Source organism: Sinosporangium siamense (assembly GCF_016863435.1).
Classification (GTDB): Bacteria; Actinomycetota; Actinomycetes; order Streptosporangiales; family Streptosporangiaceae; genus Sinosporangium; species Sinosporangium siamense.
The window spans coordinates 1-21,860 of record NZ_BOOW01000023.1 but is presented as its reverse complement, the minus strand read 5'-3'; the positions used below and the strand labels follow the sequence as shown (position 1 = coordinate 21,860).

Annotated in this window: 22 protein-coding genes and 3 tRNA genes; 14 read left to right on the top strand and 11 right to left on the bottom strand. The window is 64.6% G+C overall.

Annotation, left to right across the window (positions count from 1 at the left end):
* Positions 1-65: 65 nt before the first annotated feature.
* Positions 66-914: a M48 family metalloprotease gene (locus tag Ssi02_RS18165; RefSeq protein ID WP_204026972.1), complete on the top strand. Its 849-nt coding sequence runs from the start codon at positions 66-68 to the stop codon at positions 912-914.
* 332 nt (positions 915-1,246) lie between these two features.
* Here Ssi02_RS18165 and Ssi02_RS18160 read toward each other — a convergent pair whose 3' ends face one another.
* Both Ssi02_RS18160 and Ssi02_RS18155 read right to left on the bottom strand, forming a co-directional pair.
* Positions 1,247-2,248 (bottom strand): WD40 repeat domain-containing protein, encoded by a 1,002-nt coding sequence (locus Ssi02_RS18160; RefSeq protein ID WP_204026970.1) that lies wholly within the window; start codon positions 2,246-2,248, stop codon positions 1,247-1,249.
* Between the two features lie 227 nt (positions 2,249-2,475).
* Entirely contained in the window at positions 2,476-2,970 is a 495-nt protein-coding gene (locus Ssi02_RS18155) for a YajQ family cyclic di-GMP-binding protein (RefSeq protein WP_204026968.1), read from the bottom strand.
* A gap of 268 nt (positions 2,971-3,238) precedes the next feature.
* On the opposite strand from Ssi02_RS18155, the gene Ssi02_RS18150 reads away from it, so the two are divergent.
* A tRNA-Tyr gene (locus tag Ssi02_RS18150) sits at positions 3,239-3,323 on the top strand.
* 251 nt (positions 3,324-3,574) lie between these two features.
* Here Ssi02_RS18150 and Ssi02_RS18145 read toward each other — a convergent pair.
* The 4 genes from Ssi02_RS18145 to Ssi02_RS18135 form a co-directional block, all read right to left on the bottom strand.
* The gene (locus Ssi02_RS18145; RefSeq protein ID WP_239129012.1) at positions 3,575-4,621 is read right to left on the bottom strand and encodes a tyrosine-type recombinase/integrase; all 1,047 of its coding nucleotides are present in this window, start codon (positions 4,619-4,621) and stop codon (positions 3,575-3,577) included.
* Entirely contained in the window at positions 4,585-5,130 is a 546-nt protein-coding gene (locus tag Ssi02_RS38775) for an ATP-binding protein (RefSeq protein ID WP_239129011.1), read from the bottom strand. The genes Ssi02_RS18145 and Ssi02_RS38775 overlap by 37 nt, the downstream gene beginning before the upstream one ends.
* A gap of 141 nt (positions 5,131-5,271) precedes the next feature.
* Positions 5,272-6,108: a helix-turn-helix domain-containing protein gene (locus Ssi02_RS18140; RefSeq protein WP_204026966.1), complete on the bottom strand. Its 837-nt coding sequence runs from the start codon at positions 6,106-6,108 to the stop codon at positions 5,272-5,274.
* A 1,979-nt stretch (positions 6,109-8,087) separates the two neighbouring features.
* The gene (locus Ssi02_RS18135; protein ID WP_204026964.1) at positions 8,088-8,591 is read right to left on the bottom strand and encodes a hypothetical protein; all 504 of its coding nucleotides are present in this window, start codon (positions 8,589-8,591) and stop codon (positions 8,088-8,090) included.
* 1,836 nt (positions 8,592-10,427) lie between these two features.
* On the opposite strand from Ssi02_RS18135, the gene Ssi02_RS18130 reads away from it, so the two are divergent.
* Together Ssi02_RS18130 and Ssi02_RS18125 are read left to right on the top strand one after the other, a co-directional pair.
* Positions 10,428-11,258, top strand: a complete 831-nt coding sequence (locus tag Ssi02_RS18130; RefSeq protein WP_204026962.1) for an alpha/beta fold hydrolase — start codon at positions 10,428-10,430, stop codon at positions 11,256-11,258.
* Positions 11,259-11,433: 175 nt separating this feature from the next.
* A complete protein-coding gene (locus tag Ssi02_RS18125; protein ID WP_204026960.1) occupies positions 11,434-12,084 on the top strand; it encodes an HAD family hydrolase in 651 nt (216 codons plus the stop codon).
* Positions 12,085-12,818: 734 nt separating this feature from the next.
* Here Ssi02_RS18125 and Ssi02_RS18120 read toward each other — a convergent pair.
* Together Ssi02_RS18120 and Ssi02_RS18115 are read right to left on the bottom strand one after the other, a co-directional pair.
* Positions 12,819-13,190 (bottom strand): VOC family protein, encoded by a 372-nt coding sequence (locus Ssi02_RS18120; protein WP_204026958.1) that lies wholly within the window; start codon positions 13,188-13,190, stop codon positions 12,819-12,821.
* Positions 13,191-13,265: 75 nt separating this feature from the next.
* Entirely contained in the window at positions 13,266-14,021 is a 756-nt protein-coding gene (locus Ssi02_RS18115; RefSeq protein ID WP_204026956.1) for a fasciclin domain-containing protein, read from the bottom strand.
* A gap of 450 nt (positions 14,022-14,471) precedes the next feature.
* On the opposite strand from Ssi02_RS18115, the gene Ssi02_RS18110 reads away from it, so the two are divergent.
* The 9 genes from Ssi02_RS18110 to Ssi02_RS18070 all read left to right on the top strand — a co-directional run bounded on the left by Ssi02_RS18110 (position 14,472) and on the right by Ssi02_RS18070 (position 19,336).
* Positions 14,472-14,888 carry a hypothetical protein gene (locus Ssi02_RS18110; RefSeq protein WP_204026954.1) on the top strand — a complete coding sequence of 139 codons (417 nt, stop codon included), beginning with the start codon at positions 14,472-14,474 and terminating at the stop codon, positions 14,886-14,888.
* A 101-nt stretch (positions 14,889-14,989) separates the two neighbouring features.
* Positions 14,990-15,160: a hypothetical protein gene (locus Ssi02_RS18105; RefSeq protein WP_204026952.1), complete on the top strand. Its 171-nt coding sequence runs from the start codon at positions 14,990-14,992 to the stop codon at positions 15,158-15,160.
* Positions 15,161-15,295: 135 nt separating this feature from the next.
* Positions 15,296-16,165 carry a sensor histidine kinase gene (locus Ssi02_RS18100; protein ID WP_275410704.1) on the top strand — a complete coding sequence of 290 codons (870 nt, stop codon included), beginning with the start codon at positions 15,296-15,298 and terminating at the stop codon, positions 16,163-16,165.
* A gap of 55 nt (positions 16,166-16,220) precedes the next feature.
* Positions 16,221-16,293: transfer RNA gene (locus Ssi02_RS18095), tRNA-Thr, on the top strand.
* A 228-nt stretch (positions 16,294-16,521) separates the two neighbouring features.
* Positions 16,522-16,595, top strand: a tRNA-Met gene (locus Ssi02_RS18090).
* A 76-nt stretch (positions 16,596-16,671) separates the two neighbouring features.
* On the top strand, positions 16,672-16,836 hold the full coding sequence (gene rpmG / locus Ssi02_RS18085; protein WP_093169131.1) for a 50S ribosomal protein L33: 165 nt from the start codon (positions 16,672-16,674) through the stop codon (positions 16,834-16,836).
* Between the two features lie 452 nt (positions 16,837-17,288).
* Positions 17,289-17,732, top strand: a complete 444-nt coding sequence (locus tag Ssi02_RS18080; protein WP_204026949.1) for a MaoC family dehydratase N-terminal domain-containing protein — start codon at positions 17,289-17,291, stop codon at positions 17,730-17,732.
* The gene (locus Ssi02_RS18075; RefSeq protein WP_204026948.1) at positions 17,729-18,163 is read left to right on the top strand and encodes a MaoC family dehydratase; all 435 of its coding nucleotides are present in this window, start codon (positions 17,729-17,731) and stop codon (positions 18,161-18,163) included. Before Ssi02_RS18080 ends, Ssi02_RS18075 begins: the two co-directional genes overlap by 4 nt.
* A gap of 123 nt (positions 18,164-18,286) precedes the next feature.
* Positions 18,287-19,336 carry a UDP-N-acetylmuramate dehydrogenase gene (locus Ssi02_RS18070; protein WP_204026947.1) on the top strand — a complete coding sequence of 350 codons (1,050 nt, stop codon included), beginning with the start codon at positions 18,287-18,289 and terminating at the stop codon, positions 19,334-19,336.
* A gap of 227 nt (positions 19,337-19,563) precedes the next feature.
* On the opposite strand, the gene Ssi02_RS18065 is transcribed toward Ssi02_RS18070, so the two are convergent.
* From Ssi02_RS18065 to Ssi02_RS18055, 3 genes are all read right to left on the bottom strand, one after another.
* A complete protein-coding gene (locus Ssi02_RS18065) occupies positions 19,564-19,980 on the bottom strand; it encodes a VOC family protein (protein ID WP_204026946.1) in 417 nt (138 codons plus the stop codon).
* Between the two features lie 97 nt (positions 19,981-20,077).
* Positions 20,078-20,551 carry an SRPBCC family protein gene (locus Ssi02_RS18060; protein WP_204026945.1) on the bottom strand — a complete coding sequence of 158 codons (474 nt, stop codon included), beginning with the start codon at positions 20,549-20,551 and terminating at the stop codon, positions 20,078-20,080.
* Positions 20,544-20,933 (bottom strand): ArsR/SmtB family transcription factor, encoded by a 390-nt coding sequence (locus Ssi02_RS18055; protein WP_204026943.1) that lies wholly within the window; start codon positions 20,931-20,933, stop codon positions 20,544-20,546. Before Ssi02_RS18055 ends, Ssi02_RS18060 begins: the two co-directional genes overlap by 8 nt.
* 315 nt (positions 20,934-21,248) lie before the next feature.
* Between Ssi02_RS18055 and Ssi02_RS18050 the strand changes: the two genes are divergently transcribed.
* Positions 21,249-21,815 carry a TMEM165/GDT1 family protein gene (locus Ssi02_RS18050; protein WP_204026941.1) on the top strand — a complete coding sequence of 189 codons (567 nt, stop codon included), beginning with the start codon at positions 21,249-21,251 and terminating at the stop codon, positions 21,813-21,815.
* The last annotated feature ends 45 nt before the right edge of the window (positions 21,816-21,860 follow it).

The window sequence follows — 21,860 nt, the reverse complement described above, 5'->3', positions numbered from 1 at the left end:
CCGGGGAACGTTCTTTCGCCGGACGAACGTTGTAGACCATGAATCCGTACCTCGAAGGGGGGGCAATGCACCACAACGGCCTGCGCACCGCCGTGCTGCTGGGCGCGATGTCCACCCTGATCGTCGTGGTGGGCACCTGGCTGGGTGGTGGGTTCCTCGCCCCTTTCGCTCTGCTGGCCGCCCTCGTCACCATCGTCGTCGCCTACTTCTTCGGCGATCGGGTCGCCTTGACCGCCCTGCGGGCCAGGCCGGTGAGCGAGGTCGAGCAGCCCATGCTTTACCGCATAGTGCGTGAGCTATCCACGGGAGCACGGCAGCCGATGCCGCGCCTCTACATCTCACCCACCATGCAGCCCAACGCCTTCGCGACCGGACGGAACCCCCGCAAGGCCACCATCTGCGTGACATACGGCCTTATGAAAACGTTGGACGAGGCTGAGCTTCGCGGCGTGATCGGTCATGAACTGTCCCACATCTACAACCGGGACATCCTCATCTCCTCCGTCGCCGCCGCCCTCGCCACAATGATCACCTTCGCCGGCTGGGTGGCCGCCTTCTTCAGCGGCGACGACGACGAAGGCCCCGGTTTTATCGGCGCGCTGCTCATGATGGTGCTCGGCCCCGTCGCCGCCGGCGTGATCCAGACCGCCATCTCCCGCACCCGGGAATATCAAGCCGACGAAAGCGGCGCCCTGCTCACCGGCAACCCGCTCGCCCTCGCCTCGGCCCTCCGCAAGATCGAGATGCGCGGCCGAGACCTCCCCCTCCCCGAGACCGGCCGCCTCGCCTCCGCCGCCCACCTGATGATCGCCAATCCCTTCCGCGGCCGCGGCCTCGGCCGCCTCTTCGCCACACACCCCTCCACCGCCGAGCGGGTAGCCCGCCTGGAGCGCATGGCGGGCTACCGGCGTTAGTCGGGGAATGGCTAACTGCAGGGGAAGATGAGGTGTCCCTTCGGATGCCGACGCCACCGGGGAGGCTGAAGGTTGTGCCGGGCTTTCGCCGTACATTGAACCGGTTGGACTTGGCGACAAAAGAGAACCGGCCGCGAGGGGTTGAGGCTCGCGGCCGGTCGGGAAATTTTCGCTTCGTCACTCGCCGGGCAAGCATCAAGTTCAGAGCTTGCGCGGGGATGTGGAAGGGGCCGGGGCGTCACTCGCCCGGCAACCACCAGGTCCAGAGCTTGCGCGGGATGCGGAAGTCCAGGACATGACTCGTCTTCCACGGGATGCGGAAGGCCGTGTTGTCACTCGCCGGGCAACCACCAGGTCCAGAGCTTGCGCGGGATGCGGAAGGAATCACGCCGCTCCGTCACTCCGGAGTCCGCATGGAGAGTGCGGCGGGAGGCCGCCGTGATCTCCTCCTGGGAGTTTGACGTGGTCGTCCACATCGTGAGGGTCTCCCCACTGCCCCAGGTCACGAGCTTGGGCGTCTCACTCTTGTGGAGCTCGATGGTGAGCGCCGGGGAGATCTCGTCGGTGGCCATGTTGTAGACCCGCATCTTCGGCTTCATCCCCGCCCGGGGCCCGGTGATCACGAGCGCGACCGTGACCCCGTCGTTCGCCAGCGCGATGGGCGAATTGTTGGTCACCACCTGAGGCACGACCCGGCTCTCGTATTCCGTGCCGTTCGAGCTGTAAACCACGAATTCGGTGGTGTTGTCGTCGGTGCCGCGAGACACGAGCAATCGTGCACCATTCTGACTGAATCCGTGCACAGTGACATCCGGCGGCAGTTTGACGGTCGTGCGGCGGAGGAGATCCACGATGAGAGTGGGCTGCGTGGCCTTCTCATCAAAATAATCGATGGCCAGATAACGCCCGTTGGGGGAGAAGTGCATATCCAGGTCATTCATCCCCAGCCCCCTGGGGAGTGAAGCCGCCCCACCCGGCAGAGGCGAGACGGACCCGCTGGCGATATCTCGTATTACGAGTTTGCCATCCGATTTACGGAAATAATTGACTAGCCGCCCATCCCCGCTGACCTGGAACTGCGTGACCGCGTCCCGCACGACCGTCCCGCTCGCCAGCTTCGGCAGCACCTGAGCGTCGGTGAGCTTGACCTCCCGCCCGGTGGAGGTCGTCAGCATCCACGGACCACAAGGGAAGTCGTTGTCCTTGTCCTTCACGCACGACTTAACCCACGCATAACGCACAGTCTCCTTCGGGGCGGGTGTGGCCCCCGCCTCCGCTGGTGCAGTGAACAACGTCGTGGCCGCCGCCGCCAGCAGGGCCAGCTCTTTGCGCATGGTGGTTCCTTTCGTTGTCCCGCGTCGTCCAGATGAACGCGAGCTTCCCACGAAAGGCCGAGCCGGGAACGGCCATCGACTAGTTTATTAGGTCCCCTCTTAAAAATGATGGGAGAGAAAAGGGTCAAGGGCACAGGAAGAACGGTTTGAATCCCGATTCCGCCATGTGCCCCGGACATTTACCCTATTCCCTGGGTGTATCTCTAACGAGGAGATAGAGGCGCTCGCTAGCGATAGTTAGTAAATTGCAGGGCAATGTCCAGATCCTTGCCCTTAAGCAGGGAGATGACCTCCTGGAGGTCGTCCTTCTTCTTCGAACTCACCCGGAGCTCGTCCCCCTGGATCTGAGCCTTGACCCCCTTGGGCCCCTCATCGCGAATGATCTTGGAGACCTTCTTCGCGTTGTCCTGGTCGATGCCCTCCTTGAGCGCGACGCCCAAGCGGTATTCCTTCCCGGACAACTTCGGCTCCCCGGAGTCAAGGATCTTCAGCGAGAGCCCCCGCTTGACCAGCTTCTCCTTGAACACGTCGAGCACCGCCAGCGCCCGCTCCTCGGCGTTCGCCTTGATCTCGACGTCCTTCTGCGCGCCGACCCACCCGATGCTCGCACCGGTCCCCTTGAAGTCGAACCGGTGTGCGATCTCCTTGACCGTCTGATTCAGCGCGTTGTCGACCTCCTGCCGGTCGATCTTGGAAACGATGTCGAACGATGCGTCAGCCATACATGACCTTTCCGAACACGGACCACCAAACTCCCGGCGCCCCCAACCCCGCCACCCATTCCACGGCCACGAAGCCGGCACCCGGCCACCCGCCGCACCACACCGCCACGGGCCCTGATCAGCCTAGCTACGATCCACCCCCCACGGCAGCCGCGCACAACCCCAGCCCAATGTCCCCACCCACCCCCCAAGCCCCATCCGCCGATGTCACGCCACGCCCAGAAGTCCGCTATTCTTCTACCTGTCGCCAAACAAGCGACACACCCAAGGCAGGTTGCCCGAGTGGCCAAAGGGAGCGGTCTGTAAAACCGTCGGCTCAGCCTACGATGGTTCGAACCCATCACCTGCCACCAGCAGTAACAGCAGATCAGAGGCCCTCCGGGGCCTCTTCTGCGTTTCGGGATCATGCAGCCAACGGAGGCTAGATGCAGCCGGATATGACTGTTCCCGGAATATATCCGGAATGGATCATGGGCTGTCTGCCCAGCTAGAGCGCCATGATCCGGAACAGACTCGGCGTGTCTGCCATCCCTGAAACGGAGAAGGGCTCCGGAGATCATCCGAAGCCCTTCAACCCAGAGGCCGATCACGCCGTGAGCGCCGCCTAAATGCGCTGATTCACGATCTCTTCCTGTCCGTCGATGCACTTGGCGTAGACCCTGAGCAGAACGTCAACACCATGCCCCGCCCGCTTGGCGACCTCAGGGGCCGACACGCCACCGTTGAGCCAGAGCGACACCGCCGCGTGCCGCAAGTCGTAAGGACGTTGCGCCAGCGGCGAGGCGACCTGAGCAGGAGACAGAGCCAGCTTCCGCGCCTCTTGCCAGACTTCGGTGTAGGCCGTCGAGGCGACCACACCATCCCGCTCGCTGCGAAACAGCCGTCCGTCCGGAGCGACGCCAAGCTCTGCGATGTGTTGCCGAAGGATCTTCACCAGTTCGGGAGGGATGGGCACGACTCGCACGTCATTCGCCGCCCGGTGCTTGAGCCCGCGAACCTCGTGAGCGTCTCCGCTATCGGTCCACCGCCTGTTCACCTCCGGCCGGGAAGCGTCGAGAGTAAGCCGTCCCCACCCCTTGAGGGGCAGATGGCAGTTGTCCAGCCGGAGGCTCACCGCCTCAGCCGGTCGAAGCGCAGCGAAGTACATGCAAGCGAACATGGCCATGAGCCGCCGGCCACGCTTGATCCTGCGTTCTCCGACCCGCGCGACCGCTGAAAGAAGCTCCCGAGCCTGAAGCGGATTGACGACTACCCTGGGGTCAACGGCTTCGGTCGTCTTCGGAGGCTTCCACTTCACCCGGTGGAGCGGGTTTGAATCCAGCTCTTCCAGCTCCACGGCGTACTCAAGCACGTGATGAACCACAGCGCGCTTCCGCTTGATCGTGTTCGCCGCGGCTTTCGTACCATCGAGCTTGAGCGTGAGCGAGTCGAGCGCCGGGCGGATCACCTTGGTCGCCGACAGTGCTTTCACGTCTAGGGAGGCGGCTTCCAGCCACCGGAGAGCCTTGGCGACATCAGCCGGAGGATCAGGCCGCATACCCTCCGGCATAAGGACGTACTTTCTGAGAGCGCGACGCAGAGCCACGGTTTCCGGCCGTCCCGGCTTGTCGCTCGCTAGGGCAGGGAGGACCGTGGCAAGCGCGTCCGACATGCTGTCGCGGCTCTTGGGCGCTGCATGCGCCACTTCATGTCCACGTAAGCCAGGGCGAATTTGTAGAACGTACGAGCCTCCTTCGCCTTCACCATCGACATCGGAAGCCCCGCCGCGATGTCGAACGCCTCCCCGTTCTTCGCCGCCTGACGGAGGACCGAGAGCCAGTTTTTCGCCTGAGCCGATTTCTCGAACGTCTTGGACTTCTCGCGACCCGCGACGGTATACAGCGAGAGAGCGGCGACCAGCCGCAGACCGCGCCCGCTCTCCTCGTCCGCCTGCTCGGAAAGCATGTGCGGGGTCCGGGGTCCCCCTTGATCGACAACCGCCAGCCAGGCCGTGACGCCATCGACACGAATACACACCGTGAAGTGGCCGCCAAAATCACCGCTTCGCGTGTGGCGGACGGCGTTGGTGGCCAGCTCCCTCACGATCAGCTCTGCGTCGTCCAGGCTGGGCCACCCCTTCAGGAAAAGGGTGGTGAACCGCCGGGCCTCACCGATCGCCACAGGGGAGCTTAGGAAGGTGCGGGATATACGCCAAGGTGGCATGGCGAGTTCCGATGTCTAGGGGGCTATACACGCGTCCCGCAAGCGTAAGAGTGACCCTAGAACTATCTCAAGGTATTCGACGCATAAATGCGTCAAATCTCAGAGGCGGGCAGCCAAGGTGCGATAGTCGGCACCGATACGCCCGAGAAGCTCCCGCAGCTCCTCGCCGTACACCGCCACCCCCGCGAACGCCTCGAAGGTCTCCAGGTGCACGGCAAGCTCCCCGACCTCCGACAAGGTCAGATCACCCGTCAGGCTCTCCACCACACTCACCGAGTCGTCATAGACGGTGAACCCGTGCAGCGGAAACACGGGTGCCCGCACCGACCACGGAACCACGCCCACACTCACATGAGCCAGCGTGGCCACCTGCAACAACCGGTCCAACTGCGCCTCCATAAGCGCCGGCGGCCCCGGCCACGTACGAACGGCCCCCTCGGTCAGCAGGAACGAGAACTCACGCCCCGCCTCGAACAGCACGGCTTGCGCCTCAACCCGCACCGCCGCAGCCTTGGCCGCGTCCTCCTCTTCGACCTCCCGCCCGATCGACAGCGCCAGCCGCGCGTACTCCCCGGTTTGCAGCAGCGCCGGGATCATTGCCGATTGAAACGACACCACCCGCCGAGCAGCCCGCAGCCGAGCCGCGTTCGCCGATTCCCGCCCGGCAAGCCCGCCCTTGAGCCGTGCAACCTCATCCCGAAGCCGCACAAGCAGCCCGTCCAACTCCGCCCGCCCCGCCTCATCGAGCCCAAGCGCCTCAACAAGCCGATCAACCGTCTCCGGCACCGGAAGAAGCCGCCCGGTCTCAATCCGGGACACCGTCGGCTGAGCCACCCCGGCCCGCAACGCCAGCTCTTTCCCCGTCAGCCCAGCGTTCTTGCGCAGCCGCCGCAACAGCTCACCCAGCGCCCGCAGGCGATCCCGACGATCCTCCACACAAGCGTTCTACCAGCAGCCCGCCCATCCAGCGCCGCACAGTCCGGATCACTGCCGAATTGTTCTCATGGGGTATCAAGGGCGGCGCTGCGCGCCGCCGTGCGGCCCGCCGCCTGCCGCCGGCCGGGCATGCGGCGTGGGCGCCGGTCCCGACCGGCGGCAGCTCTGGGCCGCGCCGCTGTACACCTCGCACGGAACCCGTTGCCTTGCCTTTGCCACGCCTCCGCACCGGGATCGCCCTCACGATCGCCTGAGGGTGGTTGATCTCCGTGCGTGGTCGGGGGCGATCGCCAGTCCGGGACTTCGTTCCTCAGCCCCGGCCTACCGAGCGAGCACCTCTCCGCGCACGTAATCACTGCACGTAATCACTGGACGAAAGGAATCAGGGGTTCCGTTGCCCCTCAATCCACGGTTTGGTTTCGAATCAAACCGCCATATGTGCCCCTCATGACCGCCAGATCACGCCTGACCTGCGAAGCAAGAATCAGAACAGGCTTCCTTGAAATGGTTTGGCGATCCCCAATATTAGCCTGCCTAACCAAAATTGTTTAGGACATCTAAATCAACCAAATCGGCATCATTTAGAGACTCTAATTCAAACTTTCGTCCGACATGATGATTTAAGTTCTAAAACCAAGCGAACGAAGCCTGATCAAAGACGTCAGACACGTGAGGCTCAAGCGCGAGAAGCGGGAAGCCGCACAAGCAAGTCATACAAGTGAGCCCCATGCGGCAACTACACGCTCATACCAGCAGGTCAGGAGCAACGGGGGGGTAGCAGACACTTCAACACAGCCACGCTTATGCACTTAGTACACAGCAAATTTGCACAACAACACTAGTGGCTTTAACATAACAAATCACCGCCCGGCCTCCGGCAAGAGCATCCGAGCGGTGATTTGGCTACGCACTCACGAAGGAGCACGTCATGAGGACTATACCCCCCGAGAACCACCCTCTCATCGCCCTACTGATCATCACGGCACTAGTTGTCGTGCTTGTTCAGGCTGGCCAACAGGCCGTTGAGGTACAACAGATGGTGACTGCCGTAGCTGTCATTCTCGCTATGTACATCGGCCGCGTGACGAGTCACAAGGGATAGACCACCGGCCACGGCCAGTTGTCTGGATGACTGGCGTCCCCCCTTCCAGCAGCTCAGCCGTGCCGCCGAACCCTCTGATCTAGTTGCAGCCTTAGTCGCACAGGATTGACCAGACACGTTCCACCTGGTCCAGCCGGGCCAGGTGGAACCATCCTGAACGCCCCCCACTCCGCACTTCCGGTGCGGTTTGGTTCTGTACCGCTCCGCAGGTCGGGGCAGTCTGCAATCTTGAGGGACCTCGCCCCTCAACTCCGGTCCACCGCGTAGCGACACCAAAGCCGCCAGTAGGCTCTCCCCATCCGGTCTCCCCCACCGCAACAGCCGACACTAGTTGCCTCTTGACCATGCAGGCAGCTTGAGCGCCGTGCAATAGCCATGCAATTAGCCGAGGTGAAGAGGGGACAGGCCAGGCCACTAGTGGACTCATAAACGCGCAGGTCGGCACCACCGCAGGCCGTGATCCATGCGCTTCCCAAGCTGACAGTGCACCCCCAGCCCTTGGGGCGCAGTTCAGCTTCGCCGCGCATCCGCTCTCCGCTCGTCGTGCAGCGCCCGGACCGTGCTCCCCAAACCCGCCGCCTGACCTCTGCCACGCCGCCGCACCGGCATCACACTCACGATCGCCTGATGGTGGCTGATCTCTGTACATGGCTGGGGGCGATCGGCAGTCCGGGACTTCGTTCTTTAACCCTGGCCTATCGAGTACCCAGCAAATCGCCGTTACTGTATATCCGTAGACGTGCCAACGGCCTCTCAACGCCAACGTCACAGAGCGCTACAAGTCTTTGGGACTGAGCGACCCCTTACAGAGAGCGATGAGACCGCAGGTTAAATCAGCAGCTCCGCCCAGCTCTAGATCGTCAGCCCATCGGGGGAGCTACCACTTCTGGTCATCGAGAACACGATTCCAAATCTCGATGAGCCCATCTTTGTCCCTCTCCCACTCATTCATCACGGCCGCTGCCTCCGCAAACCTTCTATCTGAGACATGTTCCATAATCAGACGGCGCTCAAAACCCGTGATATTTATGGTGCCAGTGGTCGCAACATCGACTACGACTTTTCTATGTTCATTTAAAGCCGTCCTGATCTCTTCAGAAAATAGAGTTTGAGTAGTCTTCCTCTTTGTATTATGGCGACGAGTATAGTAGCGAACGCGAGCCGCGAGGCAAGCACCTTCACCGATATATACCATCGATCGGCTATCGACTGAGATAGTAAGGCGGTACACTCCAGCACCAGCGGGCACTGATGGAGGCGGCCAAATATGAAATAACTCCTGACTTCCCGGGAGGAAGCTCGCGGTCATCTCGCCGGCACGTCTCCACCTTAAAGCGAGTTCGACACCTACACTTTTGGGAGTTCTCTTCACATAGATCAAGATAGACACCTACACCGACAGTTTGCCTCCAGCGAGGGGCCCTGGCTCCCGGTGATCGTCAAGCCGCCGGAATATCAGCATGCGCGTGCCCGCTGCATGCCCGTCAGGGAAGGGGGCGAGAGGGACTCGTGGGGAAGCTCGCGGTCCTACAAAACTAGGAACTTGCCCGAGGAGAGAAAGGCTCATTGAATCCTACGCCGGGCCTTGACCGTTTAGAGCGGCTTTCCATCGACACACCAGCTCAGTCGACCTTCACGCTGTCCGACGGCGGGGCCTATTTAAGGGCGGCGCTCCACACCGTTAGGCGCGCGGCGCGCACGGATCTCGACCTTCCAGGCTCCCGCTCTCCTATGACTTGTCGCGAAGACGGTCCCGGAGCCTGAACAGCTGGACCGGATCCGTCACCCGGGCTATCGCTTCCCGCCCCAGGTCCGTGATTCGCCAAATCCTAGTGCGCTTGTCGATCCAGCCTTCAGCTCCCAACCCGCTCTTCGCCGTGGAAACATCCGAGGTCAGCCGCTGAAGTCCATGTTCATACTGATCCTTCCTGTCCGAGCTCGGGTCGAGTTCAATGCCTATTGGGGGAAACTCGCGCCGCATTCGGGCATCTACCTGGTGGGACCGAAGCCCTTCCTCGCTAGAGATGAGAGTGAGAATGCCGTAGAGCAACTCTGCCCCACGCTCTTCCGAGAAGATGTTGTTACGCCTTTGCCTCACGCTTTCTCCAAAGTGAGTAGAACGAGACTCGGCGAGCACAGCAGGCTCGCCTGTACGAAGCTTGACAAGAAAAGCCTCCGGCGAAGTGCTCCGAGGCCGGGAAGTGTCACCGTGCGAGCTTGAGGTTCGCGAGAGGCCGAGGCCGAAGTTTGATCGTCTCACCTGCCATCGCCTCAGGACAAGCCAGGCAGGCCGCGGCTACGAGGACAAGGTCGCTCGTCCAAGGGGTGCTCCACATTGACCTTGCGTGCCGAATGCGCGCTCCCGGAGGTGGGTCGACGGCCCCCCTTCACAATTGCGAGCAGCGGTTGCCTCAGTACAGGCAGGCAGCCTGATCATCGTGCAGCCGGGGTGGAAGTATGCCGCCAGTGTCGCCGACGAGGTGCAAGGCGACACCACCGCATGCCATGATCCATACGCTTCTCAAGCTGACAGCCCTGAGGTCGCCTTCACGATCGCCTGACTATGGCTGATCTCCGTGGAGCGGCGGGGCGATCGACGATCTATGCTGCATTCCTCGGCACGGCTCACCGAGGATGTGATTGCTGTCGTCAAACGCAGGCATGAGTTGGTTGGCGCGGTGTACGTCTTCCGTGATCCGGAAAGTACGCGGAATGATCTTAGGGGCAGGCATGCCCTCGGACGGCTGCGCAGCAGGTCAGAGGCAGTGAGCGGCTGTTTGGAGGAATCCCCTGTAAAACCGTCGGCTCAGCCTACGATGGTTCGAACCCATCACCTGCCACCAGCAGCAAGAAGAGCCCTTCACCAGCGGAAACGCGGTGAAGGGCTCTTTGTGTTGGCGTCCGACTGCCTACGGTTGTCGGCGGCTTTCTGCGACGTGTCGCGGCAAATGCACGGCCAGGTCCTCATCAACGCTGGGTCGCGTCCAGGATCCGACACATGGCCTTTCCCTCCTGCCGTGGATGCACTTGGCATAGACCCGTAGGAGGAGATCCATGCTGTCCCGCCCGCTTGGCGACCCCGGGGGCCGGCACGCCACTGTTGAGCCTGAGCGACACGGCCGCGTAGAGCTGGCGGCTGCGGCTGTTGTCGGTGAGAGATGCGCGCGTTCGTCAACTCTGGTTGACGTGAGGGTGGCGGTCAATCTAAGTTGACGCCATGGAATGGGATGAGAGCTCCGAAAGCAACGATGTCCCGACGCCGGTGATGGTCGATGTAGGCGACCACGTGCTCTGCGTACAGGTCCGCGGGAAAGGTCCTACCGTGGTTCTCGAGTGTGGCGGCTCAGGCCAGGGCATAGGCGGCTGGGGAGAGAACTTAGAGCGCATGCTGGCCGAGCGGGCCACCGTGGTGACCTACGACCGGGCCGGCGTTGGCCGCTCCGGCGGATCGCAGGCCCGTACTCTCGCAGAGATGGCCGATGACCTGCACCGACTTCTTCACGCCCTGCATCTTGAACTGCCTGTGGTACTCGTAGGCTGGTCCTACGGTGGGCTCGTCGGCCAGTTGTATGCCACCCGCCATCCCGGTGACGTGGCGGGACTGGTCTTCGTGGATCCGACCGCCGGCGGAACCCCGCCAGGCTCGGCACTCGTACGCAACCTGTGGTTCCTTCTTATCCCACGGCTGCTGCGCCTCCGTGCGATGTTCGGCGGCGCCAATGCGCAGTCGCTGCGCGAACTGGCCGTCACCCTGGCCGGGATGCAGAACGCCATGCGCGAGGTCCAGCAGGCGCGTCAGGAGAGCCGAGTGCCGCCCGTGCCCATCCGCGTGATCACGGCAGGCCGACGGCCGCGGATGCCCAAGGCGCAGCTAGACCATCTCAATGCCGACCATCATGCCCTGGCCGACCAGTCCCCGCAGGGGCAAGTGGTGGTCGCCGAGCGGGCCGGCCACCAGATTCCACTTGAGCAACCCGAGATCATCAGCCAAGCGGTCGACGAGGTGCTGGGCCTGCTGCCGAACTCACAGGACGACCTGAACGTGTAGCTCGGATTCTCCGGCAAGGCTCCCCGCGATCGCCATGCCGTCCTTGGCCGCCATAGATGATCTCCATAAAGTGGCGGGACGATCGACTATCTATTCTGAGCCGGATGCCGCCATGAGTCCCCGTCTGGCGCTCCCCACGCCCAGGCTCTCGGATCGCGTTCGTACGATGCGGTTCATGCAGCGGCTCGCGCTCTTCGACTTGGACAACACGCTCGTGAACCTGGACGAGGCTTTCCGGGTGTGGGTGGGGGAGTTCGTGGACGAGCATGGTCTCGGATGCGAGGCGGCTGGTTGGCTGATCGGTTTGGACGCAGCCGGCTACCCCCATCGCGAGGTGTTCTTCCGCAAGGTCCGCGAGCGGTTCGCCTTGTCCCAGTCGGTCGATGAGTTGTGGAGCCGATACCGCCGGCGGATGCCGTACCTGGTCCGATGCCGGCCCGAGGTGACGGATGGGCTGTCACGACTTCGCGCGATGGGATGGAGGGTCGCCATCATCACCAATGGGACCCCCGACAACCAGCTTGGCAAGATCAAGCAGACGGGCTTGGCCGAAGCTGTGGACGCCTATGTGCTCTGCGGCCTTGAGGGTGTCCGTAAACCTGAGGCGGCCTTGTTCGAGATCGCAGCCGAGCGCTGCGGCAGGACTCTCGCCAAAGGCGGTTGGATGATTGGTGACAACCTCGCGGCGGACATAGCTGGCGGACGTGCGGTCGGCCTCCGGACGGTCTGGATCGACCGGGGAACATGGCGGGATCACGAGCACGATGCGGATCACGTTGTAACCGACGTGCTTCAGGCGATGGAAATCCTCGAAACCGAAGGGTAGCCGGTCCGTTTGTGATCTTGCTGTGCTGGGATTCGCCCTTGCCGCTTTATGACAATGCCGCGAGCTTGAAGGCGCGTTGATAGCCCCCTTGGGTCAACGGCTTCAATCGTTTCCGAGGGGGTTTCACTTCACACTGGCCACTTCGTGCCGGTATTCGCTATCGCTGCCCAGCCAGGAAAGGCATGTTTGGTACGGCAGAGCCGTGCATTAGCGAATACGTGAATGTGGCGGAGGACTGCGTCTCCTGGCGGGGCGTGGCCCGTGTGGGCAGCAAACCCCGCTGGTTGCGATTCGTGTCCGTGCTCCAATGGGGATGCAGGACCTGGACTCTTGCCGCTAGTGTCCCAGGATGGATTTCGAGGACGGTTCCGCTCACCTGCCGGGCGACGGTGAATGGCTTTCCGTCCTCGCCTTAGGGGCTCTGGTGCTACTTCTACCCACACTCATCTGACTCGCCATGGTGTTTCTGCGCCGCCCGAAATAGGGCGCCCGGATTGTATCGCGTCGCTCTGTCTTGGGGCCACGTGTTTCACCGCGATGCGCTTGTCTCGGCCTCACTGCAGGTGATTCCACAGAACAGACATTCTGCCGCTTTCCCATATTCCGCCATGGTGGCCGCGACAAATTGGCCTGGTCGATCAGGCGAAGCGAGACCCCTTCAGGATGTCACCGATGAACGAAGATGGGCCCGCCAGGAGCGATGAGACCGCTAAAAGAGCCCAAAGCCCCGTCGGTCAGCCGTGGCTCTCGTCGATCACGCAGAAGCGGTTGCCCTCCGTGTCCGCGAGGACGATGAAGTCGGCGTTCTCCGGGTAAAGGTCCCAGTCGACCCGGGTGGCGCCCAGGGAAATGAGACGGGTGACCTCGGCGGCCTGTTCCGCGGCGTCGTCGGCATATAGGTCGAGGTGCACTCGGGGGTGTGGCTGGATCGGGGTTTCGCTGAGGCCGAGGGCCAGGGCGGGCGCGTGGCCGGATGGGTCGACGAGGACGGCCCACTCGGGGTCGTTGTCCTCGTCACGGTGGACATAGCCAAGGGCCCTGATCCAGAACTCGGCGGCACGGCGTACGTCGGAGACACCTAGAACGGTTGTTCCTATTCTCAGCATGGCTTCATTGTTGCAAGTCCGAGGGCCCCACCACAGGCGACCGGGCCGCCTGTGGTGGATGGGCCGTGGAGCTCCTCACTCGGGCTGGAGCACCTTGTCGATGATGTAGACGGTGGCGTTAGCTGTCGTGATGTTGCCGCAGGTGACCTTGGCGTCGTTGACGGTGATCTCGCCGTTTTCGTTCTTGGTGATGAGTTCGCCGCCGTCGATGGTCTGCAGTGTGCCCTGCTTGAGGTCGTCGGGTGTCTTGCGGCCCTCGACGACGTGATAGTTGAGCACCTTGGTGAGTTTCTGCTTGTCGCCGAGGAGTTGTGAGAGCTTGTCCTTGGGCACCTTCGAGAAGGCCTCGTTGGACGGGATGAAGACGGTGATGTCCTTCGCCTTGTTCAAGGTTTCGGTCAGGTCGGCCCGTTTGACCGCTGCGGCGAAGGTGGTCAGGGTCGGGCTGCTGGCCGCAGCCGTGACGACGGGCTTGCCGGCCATGTCGCTTAGGCTGCCGGGGCCCGAGCTCGGTAGCGACTTGCAGGCGGGGCCCACAGGCGGCACCACGGCGCCGGGTGTCGATGGTGTGGCCGGTGTAGCCGGTGTGGCCGGTGTGGCACCGGGCGATTCGGTCATACCCGGACTCGGGCTTTCCGGCGACATGGTTTCGCCGGGGCTCATGGGCGCCGGCGTCTCGGGCTGGGTCGCTCTGAGGAGCTCGGGGGGTCGTTGGAGGAAGGGTGCGGCTGCTGCCTTGTTGCTCATTGTGGTCGTGGTGCCGGCCGTGCCGCAGGCCCCGGTGAGGGCTGCCGCGGCGAGCGCGGACGCGAGTAGTGCGGTCCTGTTCATTGAGTTGTTCCCCCCGTTGATGTCGACCACGATGGGTCTGCTGTCGCACCTGGGCATATAGGACTTTCGCCCGGCAAGGTGGATATACCCACCCAAAACAGGCAAGATGGTCATGCTCGATACGCATGATGCGTGTGTCGTGTACCGCAACAGGTGGGATTCGCCCTAAGGTGTGCCGTCATGGAGAGGCACTGGGTCGGCCCGGGGGGATATACGATCACCCCCGCGCTTCGGGCTGGGCGCCAAGTGCTCCGTATTCGTCGGCATGGCTGGCTCGTGGCGGACTGCGTGTCGGTCGAGCAGGTGTCCCGTTTCGTGGACCTCGCCGATCTCTGTGAGGTCATCCCCCTGCCCAGACGGGATTCAGACCGATGGATGGCCGTTACATAGCAGTCGGATAGCCGAGAAGTGCCCCCCCTTAGCGTCACCATCGCGAGAAGGGGGATAGAGATGAAGAACTTCGCATCGATCCTTGTGCTTGGCCTGACACTCACGGCCTGCGGCACGGGCGTCGCGGCTGTGGGAGAGCACGGCACACCGACAAAAGGCCCGGCCACCGTACGCGTCTGGAACCTCCACGGCAACGAGCGAGGCCGGGCCGATCAGCGCCCGGCGAACCTGGTCCTGTCGGAGTTCACCTCCATGAACGGCCTCCGCTGGAGCACATGGGGCCCGGACCGGGCGGTCGGCAACGGCAAGGTCAGCGGCACGTGGTGCCTGCCCGGGTGCGCTAGCCGGCCATACGCCGCGACGGTGACGCTCAGTGACGTCCGCAGGGGCTATTTCACCAGATTTGAGGTCGGGGGCACCTTCCCCCGCCCAGAGCGCCGGGCCGACACCCTCACCGGCACCCTGCCAACCCCGTGAACACCGCGTGAGCACCACATCAGAGCCCCTGGAGGTCGTTCGGCGGCAAGGTGCCGGCCTCTGCCGTACATCGCGTAACCTGCACGACCGGCGGTGGTGCGATGAGGCGCCTGGGGGGCTTCGCGGCGCTTTTGGTGCTGGTCGGCGCCTGTGCTCCGGCCGAGGGCGTGCGAGTGGAGCGTACGGCGAAGCCGGCCCCGACCCGGTCCGGGCCGGTATACGTGGTGGCCTACATGGCGACACCCTCCAGCGCCCGGCAAGCCTCGCCCTGACCGAGTTCTCCTCGATGTCGAAGATCCGCTGGACCTCCTGGGGAGTGGATCCGGCGGTCGGCCGCGGCGAGTTGAGCGGCATGTGGTGTGTGCCCGGATGCGAGAAGGACGGCTATCCCGGAACGATCACTCTGAGTGATATTCGCTGGAAGGGACGCACCGGCTACTACGCCCGATCCACCGTCGAAGCCCCCGGGCGGCCGGTCGCGCTCAAGCCGACGGAGCTCAAACTGCTGCTGGAGTTCGGCCCGGATCGCCCAGGGCGACCTGGGCGCCCGCGTGGGGCGGGATGGGGGCGACGAGGTGGCCGCCGTGGGGGCGGCGCTCGATCGCATGGCAGATGCGCTTCAGGCGCGCCTCACGGCCGAGCGGCGGGTCACCGTGGACATCGCCCAGGAGCTGCGCACCCCCGTCGCGGGTCTCGTCACGGCGGCGGAGCTGCTGCCTCCCGGCCGCCCCACCGAGCTTGTGCGGGATCGTGCCGCCGTGCTGCGGCACATGGTGGAGGACATCCTGGAGGTCGCCCGCCTGGACGATCCGGACGTGCGGCCCACGCTGGAGCGCCGGACGCTTTCCACGCTTGTACGGCGGGCCCTGGCGGCCGCGCGTGCCGACGACGGCGTCGAGCCGGTCGTGGCGGCGGATGCCGAGGTCGTCACCGACCCGCGCCGGGTGGAGCGGATCCTGGCCAATCTTGTGGGCAACGCCGTACGCCACGGCGCCGCCCCCGTCACGGTGACCGTGGACCGGGCGGGGGTGGCGGTGCGAGATCACGGGCCTGGGTTTCCGGAGGAGATGCTCGCGATGTTGCGGGAGAGCGGGCCGCGGCGTTTCGCCTCCGGCACCGCGGCCCGGGGAGTGGGCGTCGGTCTGGGGCTGACCATCGCCGCAGGTCAGACCCGTGTTCTTGGGGCGCGCTTGACCTTCGTCAACGCCTCGGAAGGAGCGGGGGCGGAGGTCTCGCCGCGACTGCCGGAGGAGCGGGATGCCGTGGGATGCGGATGATTCGCACATAGGCCGGGCCCGGTGTATGGTTACACCTGTCCGCAAGACGGACGAGGCCCCGTTAGCTCAGTCGGCAGAGCGTCTCCATGGTAAGGAGAAGGTCTACGGTTCGATTCCGTAACGGGGCTCCGATCCCAAGGTCCTGCGCCGGATTATCCGGTGCGGGCCTTTCTCATTAGTCCCGATGAGTGCATGCTCATTGGGTTGGTTTTTTGGTGCGACTATTGATTTACGGTCTTCGGTGTTCTTGCGGCATACTTGAGAGCGCCTGCACCCGCCCCGGCGGGGCCAAGCGTGTGCGAGACACTCGCTTGGGTCAGGTATCCTTTCGTGGCCGGTCTAGTTCGCCGGTCCAAGGCGGAGTAGCTCAGTCAGGCAGAGCAAGCGGCTCATAATCGCTGTGTCGCCGGTTCAAGTCCGGCCTCCGCTACTACCCTCCTCAGCCACCTCGCAAGGGTGGCTGGCGTGGGTTTGTCCCTGTCCCAGACGTAGAAAGGCACTCCCACGTGGCTGCCACCGACGTTAGGCCGAAGATCACGCTGGCCTGCCAGGAGTGCAAGCACCGCAACTACATCACGCGGAAGAACCGGCGCAACGACCCGGACCGGCTTGAGCTGAAGAAATACTGCCCCAACTGCAAGACGCACCAGCCGCACCGCGAGACCCGCTAGGTTCCCCTGCCGGCCCGGCCTTCCGGCCGCGCCGTGCCGCCCCGCGCTTGGGCCCTGTGGGCCTGTGAGGCGCCGGGACCACCCACACCTGGAGGGGTGTGTGGGAGCGTTGCGAGCTGCATGCTTCCCGCAACCGTCGCGCTGGACGCGTTTGTCGCAGCAGCATTAGCAGTTAGTCACGCACGACCGGTGTGCCCATGACGGCACTCCGGTCTGTCGTGTTTCCACGGCATTCCCGCGGGCTTGTTCCCGCCCTATCTGCGGTGCCGCACAGCGCTCTCCCGGCCGGGCCGATCGTATAGCCGGCCCCGCGTGCCGCCGTCGTGCACCACGAGTCGCCCTGGCGGTGGGCAAGGGTTCTTTTGGGCCCCGACGGCCGAATCTTGTTCTGTTACCGTCGGAGCCACTAGCCCCTCTCAACGTCATGTCTTGCGTTAAGGAGCACAGGCACGATGGTGTTGAATCGCGATTTCGTCGGACGGACCTATGCGCCGTCCGCGCCCTATGAGGTCAGTCGCGTGAAGATCAAGGAGTTTGCCGCGGCCATCGGCGACAACAACCCGCTATATCGGGACGTCGAGGCGGCGCGGGCGGCCGGTCACCCCGACGTCGTGGCCCCGCCGACCTTTCCGATCGTGTTCTGCCTGCCCAGCGACGCACTCCTCGACCCCGAGCTGGGGCTCAACTACGCCATGGTGGTCCACGGCGAGCAGCGGTTCGAATATCAGCGCCCGATCGTCGCCGGTGACGCGCTGGTCAGCACGTCGACGGTGACCACCATCCGCACGGCCGGCACCAATGAGCTGATCACCATCCGGATCGACGTCACCGACGCCGACGGCAAACTCGTCTGCACCGCCTACAACACCATCATCGAGCGCGGAGGTGCGGCGTGACCGCGACGGCCACGATCAACTACGACGACGTCGAGGTCGGCCACGAGATCCCCGCGGCCGACTACCCCGTGCGCCGGATCAACCTTGTGATGTATGCCGGGGCTTCGGGGGACTTCAACCCCATCCACTGGAACGAGCGGTTCGCGAAGACCGTCGGGCTGCCCGACGTGATCGCCCACGGCATGTTCACCATGGCGCAGGGCGGCCGTTTCATCACCGACTGGGTCGGCGACCCGGGCGCGGTGGTCGACTACGGCGTCCGGTTCTCCTCCATGGTCGTCGTGCCCGACGACGACAAGGGCACGCTCATCCAGGTGAGCGGCACGGTCGAGAAGAAGCTGGAGCACCGGCGTGTGCTTGTCGCCCTGACCGTCCGCTCCGGTGGCACGCGGGTTCTGTCCCGTGCTCAGGCGGTTGTGCAGCTCGCGTGAGCCACGGAGGAGAATCACCCAAGCGCGCCGCGAATCCGGTGTAGAGCGTTGGATGACCGTTTCTTCCGTCCCCAACCCATAAGCTGGCACGGCTGGACGGGGTACGGCTGCTAGAGGACACGGATGGCTGACCGGAAAAAGGATGTACGGCTCGCGCCGTACACCACGTTGAGACTGGGCGGGCCGGCGCGGGCCTTCGCGGAAGCGGAGTCGGCTGAGGCGCTGGTCCGCATGATCGCGTCGGCCGACGCGATCGGCGAGCCCGTGCTCGTGCTGGGGGGCGGGAGCAACCTTGTGGTCGCCGACGACGGCTTCGACGGGCTGGTCGTCCGTGTGGCCTCGCGGGGCGTCGCCGTGGACGAGGCCGGCGACATGGTCCTCGTCACGGTCGAGGCGGGTGAGGACTGGGACGAGCTGGTCGAGCGTGCCGTCAGGGAGGGCTGGTCGGGCATCGAATGCCTGTCCGGGATTCCGGGTCTGGTGGGTTCCACGCCGATCCAGAACGTCGGGGCTTATGGCCAGGATGTGTCGCAGACCATCGCGCGTGTCCGGGTGTTCGACCGGGAGAAGGCCGAGCTCATCGACCTGGACGCCGAGGAGTGCGGGTTTTCCTACCGGTTCAGCGCGTTCAAGGCCGCTCCGGAACGACACGTTGTGGTGTCCGTGACGTACGCGCTGGAGCGTTCGCACCTGTCCGGCCCGATCGCCTACAAGGAGCTCGCCCTCATGCTGGGCGTCGAACTCGGCGACAGGGTGCCCCTGGCCGCGGCCCGCAAGGCGGTGCTCGCCCTGCGGCGCTCCAAGGGCATGGTGCTTGACGCCCGGGACCCGGACACCGTCAGCGCGGGGTCGTTCTTCACCAATCCCGTCTTAACCGAAGATCAGGCGATGGAGCTTGAGGAGCGTGCGCCGGGTCACCCACGTTGGGATATGTCCGACGGCACGGTCAAGGTCCCGGCGGCGTGGCTCATCGAACGCGCCGGTTTCCCCAAGGGGTACAGCCGGGGCGCGGTGCGCATCTCCACCAAGCACACCCTCGCCCTCACCAACCCGGGTCTTTCCGCCTCCGCGCGCGAGCTGCTCGACCTGGCGCGGGAGGTCCGCGACGGGGTGCACGTGAAGTTCGGCGTCACGCTCGTCAACGAACCGGTCATGGTGGGACTGACCCTCTGACCGCCTGAGCGGGTTCTTCAACGACGCTGCTCCCGCCTGCCGACCATGGCAGGCGGGACCAAGCGCCACATGCGTGCAGGGCCGTACGGTCGCCCGGCGACGGGACCAGGCGTGCAGGGCCGTACGGTGGCCCAGCCTCGGGACCAGGCGCGCAGGGCCGTACGGTGGCCCAGCCTCGGGACCAGGCGTGCAGGGCCGTACGGGTATCCGGCGTCAAGGCCGGGTGTTCAGGGCCGTGAGGTGATCTGCTGGACCGCCCAGGAGTTGCCGTCCGGGTCCTTGAAGAACAAGAACCCCACGTTGTTCAGGTCGTCGTCCTGCGGCCCCGCAGGGCGGAAGCCCGACTCGCCGGCCACCTGCACCTCGCTTGTCTCGACGCCGCGCCCGACGAGCTCGGCGTGGGCCTTGCGCAGGTCGTTGACGACGAGTTGCAGTCCGCGCAGCGAGCCGGGCTCCATGTCGCTGAGCTGTGTGCCGATGACGACCGAGCAGCCCGAGCCCTGCGGCGTGAGCTGGACGACGCGTGGACCGCCGGGCACAACGGTGTCGTGGTCGACGTTGAAGCCGAGCTTGCCGGCGTAGAACTCCTTCGCACGATCGATGTCGGAGACCGGGACCACGACGACTTCCAGCGTCCAGTTCATTGGGTTTTCCTCCCTATGTGCACCTTCCACACCGCGATGTGACCCTCGCACCGGAGGGGCGGGTGAAAGCAGTTTGATATGCCTGTGTGCGGGGGGCTCAGCGGTCGGCGAGCACCTCGTCGAGCCTGGCGAAGCTCTCCGTCAGGCCCCGCTCCATGGGCGACTTGAGTGCGAGGTCGCGCACCTCGCGCGAGGGGTAGCGCACGATGCTGACCAGCGTCGTCCCGCCGTCCCGCTCGACGAACTCGTGGGTCACCACGGACTCCCCGGCGACCCACTGTTCGTCGTAATACTCCGTGTGGACCAGCCGCCGCGGGGCGTCCACCTCGCGGTAGACGCCGCGGATGCCCATCTCCGTGCCGTCCGGCCCCCGCGACACGAAACGCCAGGCGCCGCCGACGCGGAGGTCGACCTCGCACACGACGAGATTCCAGCCGCGGGCGCCGTGCCAGCATTTGAGCAGCTCAGGCTTGGTCCACGCGTCGAAGACCAGGGTCGCTGGTGCGTCGAACGCTCTGGTCAGCATGATTTCGTCGTCGGCGGGCGTCGTCACCTGGAGCCGGTCATTCATGATTTCCCCCCGGCCGCTCGATCTCCGCGGCCTGTTGCCTTTGCACCTCGCCGAGCAGCTGGTCGAGGCGTTGATAGCTCTCTTCCCAGAAGTCGCGATAGTTCGCCAACCAGTCGGTCGCCACCCTGAGCGGCTCGGCCCGCAGCCGGCACGGCCGCCGCTGCGCCTGCCGTCCGCGGGAGATGAGCCCGGCCCTCTCCAGCACCTTGAGGTGTTTGGAGATCGCCGGCTGGCTCATGCTGAACGGCGCCGCCAACTCGCGCACCGTGGCCTCTCCGGCTGCCAGCCGGGTGAGGATGGCCCGGCGCGTCGGATCGGCCAGCGCCGCGAAGGTCGCGTCAAGCTGGTGAGGGTCGGCGAGTTCATAACCTGTTAGTTTCATAACCTTCTGGTTTTCTATCCAGCTCCCGCCGGGATGTCAAGCCGGGGGTCGGGGGAACACTTCTGAGCGCGGTGCTGTTACCATCCAAGTACCGAAGGGGAGTAGTCCCAATCGCGTGATCGACATGCTGGCACGCTCTGCGTGCCCGGTCGCGCGGGCCTTCACGGGCGGACGAGACCTTCGGCCTGGCAGTCATAGACACGTTGTGCGTGCACAGATTGTGTGCGTGCGGTGCTGCCGGGCCGAAGTCGCGTGCCCGAAGATCCCCCTCGGTTCCGCTTCCGGTCCGGTCGCACAGCGGCAGGAGAGGCGACCTTGGAAGCGTTCTGGATCAGCCTGGTGGTCATTTTCGTGGCCGAACTCGGCGATAAAAGCCAGCTCATGGCACTGACCTTCGCCACCCGATTCAAGGCCTGGCCGGTGCTCGCCGGCATCACCATCGCCACGACCGCCGTGCACCTGGTCAGCGTGGGCATCGGCGGCCTCATCGGCGACTGGCTCCCCACCACCGCCATCAGCATCGTCGCCGGTGTGGCCTTTCTCGGCTTCGCGCTCTGGACCCTCCGCGGCGACAAACTGACCGACGAAGAGGCCCGCAAGGCCCAGACCACCACAAGGTCGGCGCTGATCGCCGTCACCGTGGCCTTCTTCCTGGCCGAACTGGGCGACAAGACCATGCTCGCGACGATCACCCTCGCTACGCAGCACGGCTGGTTCGGTACCTGGATCGGCTCCACGGTCGGCATGGTGGCGGCCGACGCACTGGCCATCGTGGTGGGCCGCATGCTGGGCAAACACCTGCCCGAAAAGATCATCCGGTACGGCGCGGCCGCGGCGTTCGCCGTGTTCGGAGTGATCCTGATCGTCGAGCCGCTGCTCTGAGAACCGGAGCGGGGCCGGTGAGCCCAGTGCCAACCGGCCCGCGCC

Coding starts and splice junctions, on each gene's coding strand:
- Ssi02_RS18165 (WP_204026972.1), top strand. CDS start 66: ATGCACCACAACGGCCTGCGCACCGCCGTGCTGCTGGGCGCGATGTCC.
- Ssi02_RS18160 (WP_204026970.1), bottom strand. CDS start 2,248: ATGCGCAAAGAGCTGGCCCTGCTGGCGGCGGCGGCCACGACGTTGTTC.
- Ssi02_RS18155 (WP_204026968.1), bottom strand. CDS start 2,970: ATGGCTGACGCATCGTTCGACATCGTTTCCAAGATCGACCGGCAGGAG.
- Ssi02_RS18145 (WP_239129012.1), bottom strand. CDS start 4,621: ATGTCGGACGCGCTTGCCACGGTCCTCCCTGCCCTAGCGAGCGACAAG.
- Ssi02_RS18130 (WP_204026962.1), top strand. CDS start 10,428: ATGGAATGGGATGAGAGCTCCGAAAGCAACGATGTCCCGACGCCGGTG.
- Ssi02_RS18125 (WP_204026960.1), top strand. CDS start 11,434: ATGCAGCGGCTCGCGCTCTTCGACTTGGACAACACGCTCGTGAACCTG.
- Ssi02_RS18120 (WP_204026958.1), bottom strand. CDS start 13,190: ATGCTGAGAATAGGAACAACCGTTCTAGGTGTCTCCGACGTACGCCGT.
- Ssi02_RS18115 (WP_204026956.1), bottom strand. CDS start 14,021: ATGAACAGGACCGCACTACTCGCGTCCGCGCTCGCCGCGGCAGCCCTC.
- Ssi02_RS18110 (WP_204026954.1), top strand. CDS start 14,472: ATGAAGAACTTCGCATCGATCCTTGTGCTTGGCCTGACACTCACGGCC.
- Ssi02_RS18105 (WP_204026952.1), top strand. CDS start 14,990: ATGAGGCGCCTGGGGGGCTTCGCGGCGCTTTTGGTGCTGGTCGGCGCC.
- Ssi02_RS18080 (WP_204026949.1), top strand. CDS start 17,289: ATGGTGTTGAATCGCGATTTCGTCGGACGGACCTATGCGCCGTCCGCG.
- Ssi02_RS18070 (WP_204026947.1), top strand. CDS start 18,287: ATGGCTGACCGGAAAAAGGATGTACGGCTCGCGCCGTACACCACGTTG.
- Ssi02_RS18065 (WP_204026946.1), bottom strand. CDS start 19,980: ATGAACTGGACGCTGGAAGTCGTCGTGGTCCCGGTCTCCGACATCGAT.
- Ssi02_RS18060 (WP_204026945.1), bottom strand. CDS start 20,551: ATGAATGACCGGCTCCAGGTGACGACGCCCGCCGACGACGAAATCATG.
- Ssi02_RS18055 (WP_204026943.1), bottom strand. CDS start 20,933: ATGAAACTAACAGGTTATGAACTCGCCGACCCTCACCAGCTTGACGCG.